General features: G+C 61.4%; 5 protein-coding genes and 1 pseudogene. All 6 read right to left on the reverse strand.

Going from position 1 to position 2,508, the window contains the following annotated elements; genetic code table 11:
• Nucleotides 1-469: pseudogene (locus tag A3764_RS17990) on the reverse strand (SAM-dependent methyltransferase); the annotation flags it as partial.
• A 102-nt stretch (nt 470-571) separates the two neighbouring features.
• Nucleotides 572-724: an antitoxin PaaA2 family protein gene (locus tag A3764_RS17995; RefSeq protein ID WP_009820264.1), complete on the reverse strand. Its 153-nt coding sequence runs from the start codon at nt 722-724 to the stop codon at nt 572-574.
• The gene (locus A3764_RS25725) at nt 714-878 is read right to left on the reverse strand and encodes a hypothetical protein (protein ID WP_201722222.1); all 165 of its coding nucleotides are present in this window, start codon (nt 876-878) and stop codon (nt 714-716) included. Before A3764_RS25725 ends, A3764_RS17995 begins: the two co-directional genes overlap by 11 nt.
• A gap of 94 nt (nt 879-972) precedes the next feature.
• Nucleotides 973-1,491, reverse strand: a complete 519-nt coding sequence (locus tag A3764_RS18000) for a type II toxin-antitoxin system YhaV family toxin (protein WP_008282927.1) — start codon at nt 1,489-1,491, stop codon at nt 973-975.
• Nucleotides 1,488-1,814 (reverse strand): type II toxin-antitoxin system PrlF family antitoxin, encoded by a 327-nt coding sequence (locus tag A3764_RS18005; RefSeq protein ID WP_005668772.1) that lies wholly within the window; start codon nt 1,812-1,814, stop codon nt 1,488-1,490. Before A3764_RS18005 ends, A3764_RS18000 begins: the two co-directional genes overlap by 4 nt.
• A 124-nt stretch (nt 1,815-1,938) precedes the next feature.
• Nucleotides 1,939-2,508, reverse strand: a 570-nt coding sequence (locus A3764_RS18010; protein WP_067951882.1) for a DUF6927 domain-containing protein, incomplete at its 5' end; no start/stop codon positions are given.

Below are 2,508 nucleotides of genomic sequence, written 5' to 3' on the forward strand. Positions count from 1 at the left end.
TTTCATTGAGCACAAGGGTGGCACCGGCCCGGGCGGCGAAAGCTGCCAGGGCACCGGTGCCAGCCGAGGGCTCCAGCACGGTCTCGCCCTTGCGAACGGCTGCCGCCCGCAAGGCCAGCGCCGCAAATGGCAGCGGCGTGGAAAACTGCTGTAGCCGGATCTGCTGCTCTGACCGGCGGGTTTCCGTCAGCAGCCGTGAGGCAAGCAGCCTTGCAGCGGCGATGTCACCTGCCGCGCCGTCCCCACGCAGCAGCACCTGAACAGCCGCGGCCTGCATCAGGTCATAGGCCATGCGCCAGTCCCAGGCACCGCCGGCATCGCTGCCATGGAACGTCTCGCGCATGATGCGCGCGAGCGCTGAGCTGCGCAGGGGTTGGAGGTCGACCTCCGCGCCGATCTTCGCGAGGACGGAGACGAGGTCAGGGTGGGGGATTGAGAGAGCCGGGTTTGCCGGTTTGGGCTTGGACATGGGGGTTTCCTTTGGATCAGGGTCTGAGTTCCAAAGGACAAAAAGCCCGCTTTCGCTTTTCAGGGTGACGGGGGTCAGACCGCGCTGACCTCCAAGGCTTGGTCAGGACTTGGGTTCGACCTCCCGTTTCGCATCAATCAATGCCTGTGCGGCCTGCATCACCTGAACTTGAGATGTTCCCGTGCATTCCTCCTCCAGCGCGGCCTGCACCTTCGCGCGAAACCACGCGTCATACGAATTGACATCAGCCGCCACGGAAATGCTCCTCGAGCCCGATATCCAGCAGCTTGCCGAGGTCATCGGGCATGTCTGCAACGTGCACAGCAATTGGGAAACGGTGCCCCGTCAGGTCAGGCGCGCATTGCTCCTCTAGCCCGAGGTGCTGCCTATCCTTTTCCGTCTCAATCATTGTGCTTTCTCCGACCGTATTATCAGCCGATGCTACATCTTCCAGCGGGGCGTCGTAAACGATAATGCCAAAGGGTCACGGCAAGCTGGCCCACTTACCGATCGGGCACCGCTTCAAGGGAAGTTTCGAACCGCTTGCCCGCCGCTGCAGCTTCTTTCAAGAGCGCGTCGAAATTGTCAGGTGGATTGCCATCTTCCAACATCCCTTTGAACGTCGCATAGGCATCCGTCTTGCTGCCGTAGGCGCGCAGGGTCTTGTCGTCGTTCACCCAGGCCACCACGATGACCTTCGCATCGCTGTTGAACCGATAAAACAGCCGATACTGCTGGAAGAATTTCGCCCGGAACCAGTGCTTGCGGTGATCGCCGAGTGTGCCGCCTTGCCGGAAGGCGGCGGCACCCGGATCTGCCGGTATGGCCTCGGTGACCAGCTTGAAGATGGCGGCCAGCCGTTTCGTCGGGTTTTTCTTGCGCCAGGTCTTAGGATCGCGTGCCTTACGCGCCTCGACCTCTTCAATCAGCCCTTCGAGCTGGTCCAGAAAGAGCGGATGCGCATAAATCGACCATCCGTTTACGACAAGGGGCGCTTGGGCGGGCACGCTATCGCCGCTCATTCATCCTCGAGCGATAGCGGCGCATCGAGATCGACGTCAACGTCTCCGACCAGTGCTGCAAGACGGTCATGCAAAGCCCCATCGAACGCCCGAATGCGGTCCGGATGCGCCTTGATATCGGCCTCGACAAAATCGAGAAAGGCTCCGAGCACGGGATCTTCCTCGTCGCTGCGCACGGGCTCGATATAGACCCTGCCACTCGGCTCGGTGCAGTAACGAATCTGGTCGCCCTTGCCCAGCTTGAGCTGTTTGCGCACACCCGCCGGCACGGTCGTCTGATACCGATCCGTGAGTTTCGAGACATCTTGTGCGAGGGCTGTCATGGCAGTCTCCTGAAGAAAAGGTTCTTTGCTACCCGCGATAGGTAATGCGTTTGCATTGCCTTGTCAAGACAAGCCGCAGCATCTGCTGTCGCCGGGCAGGTCGATGAACCGTCCGGCGCAGGACCTAATTTCGCCCCGCCAGGAACTCCGCCAGCACCGGGCTAGCCGCACCTTTCGCGGAGCTGAGCAGCTCCGAGCCCGCAAGCGAGGCCTTCGACAGGCGTACGAGCCCACCAGTTTCCTCGATGCGGTAGCAGCGGCGCTTTTGCCGCCCGCGCCTATAGTGGGTCGCGGTGACAATCTGGCAGGTACTGCCATCGGTGAGCGTCACAGGTGCTGCGAGCTTGATCTTGTCGCCTTCCTCGTAGTCCGGGATCGCAGCCCAGTCCTGGCAGCGCTGGCGCCAGGCATGAGCATAGCTGTCTGGGTCTTTCAGCTCGGACAGCAGGGCCAATAGGCTCAGTGGCGCGCGGGATTCGACCGGTCCCGCGCTTTCCTCCATGTCCTTGTAGCCCCAGCAGCCGTCATCATATCGGGTAAGGAATACGGCGGCGAAAGTGATGGAGCCATCCGCATCGGTGACATAGGTCGTGTCTTCGACAGGGGTGCCGTCGATATTTGTGACCTTTGCCGCCGCGTACCACGTCGAACCCACCTTGCAGGCTTTGACCAGTTCCGTCTTGCGCCTTTCGCC

It is taken from the genome of Sulfitobacter sp. HI0129, assembly GCF_001635395.1.
Taxonomy (GTDB): Bacteria; Pseudomonadota; Alphaproteobacteria; order Rhodobacterales; family Rhodobacteraceae; genus Sulfitobacter.

Excerpts from the sequence above, each read along its gene's own strand:
- A3764_RS18005 (WP_005668772.1), bottom strand. The coding sequence starts at position 1,814 with ATGACAGCCCTCGCACAAGATGTCTCGAAACTCACGGATCGGTATCAG.
- A3764_RS25725 (WP_201722222.1), bottom strand. The coding sequence starts at position 878 with ATGATTGAGACGGAAAAGGATAGGCAGCACCTCGGGCTAGAGGAGCAA.
- A3764_RS18000 (WP_008282927.1), bottom strand. The coding sequence starts at position 1,491 with ATGAGCGGCGATAGCGTGCCCGCCCAAGCGCCCCTTGTCGTAAACGGA.